This window comes from Citrobacter sp. TBCS-14 (genome assembly GCF_005280805.1).
Lineage (GTDB): Bacteria > Pseudomonadota > Gammaproteobacteria > Enterobacterales > Enterobacteriaceae > Citrobacter > Citrobacter gillenii.
In genome coordinates this window covers 1-211 of sequence record NZ_SZWM01000416.1, presented here as the reverse complement: position 1 = coordinate 211, position 211 = coordinate 1, and the positions used below count along the sequence as shown (strand labels likewise).

Sequence of the window (211 nt, the reverse complement as noted above, 5' to 3'; positions counted from 1 at the left end):
GACCAAAATGCGTCTGGCGGAGAAAAAAACGCATCAGGATGCGGACGTCCAGGCAGTGAATACCTATCTGTTTGGCAACTGGGAAATGAACTGGGTTGGCTTCAACTATGGTCGTGACTTTGAACTGTACCCGGCTACTGAGCAGGGAGCGATGAACAACTTTGGTTATCCTTATGCTGAAGTAGACGGTGACCCCATCAATTTCTATGAC

At 48.3% G+C, this 211-nt stretch carries 1 pseudogene; it reads left to right on the top strand.

Going from position 1 to position 211, the window contains the following annotated elements:
• Window positions 1-211: pseudogene (locus FDX22_RS15860) on the top strand (transglutaminase family protein); the annotation flags it as partial.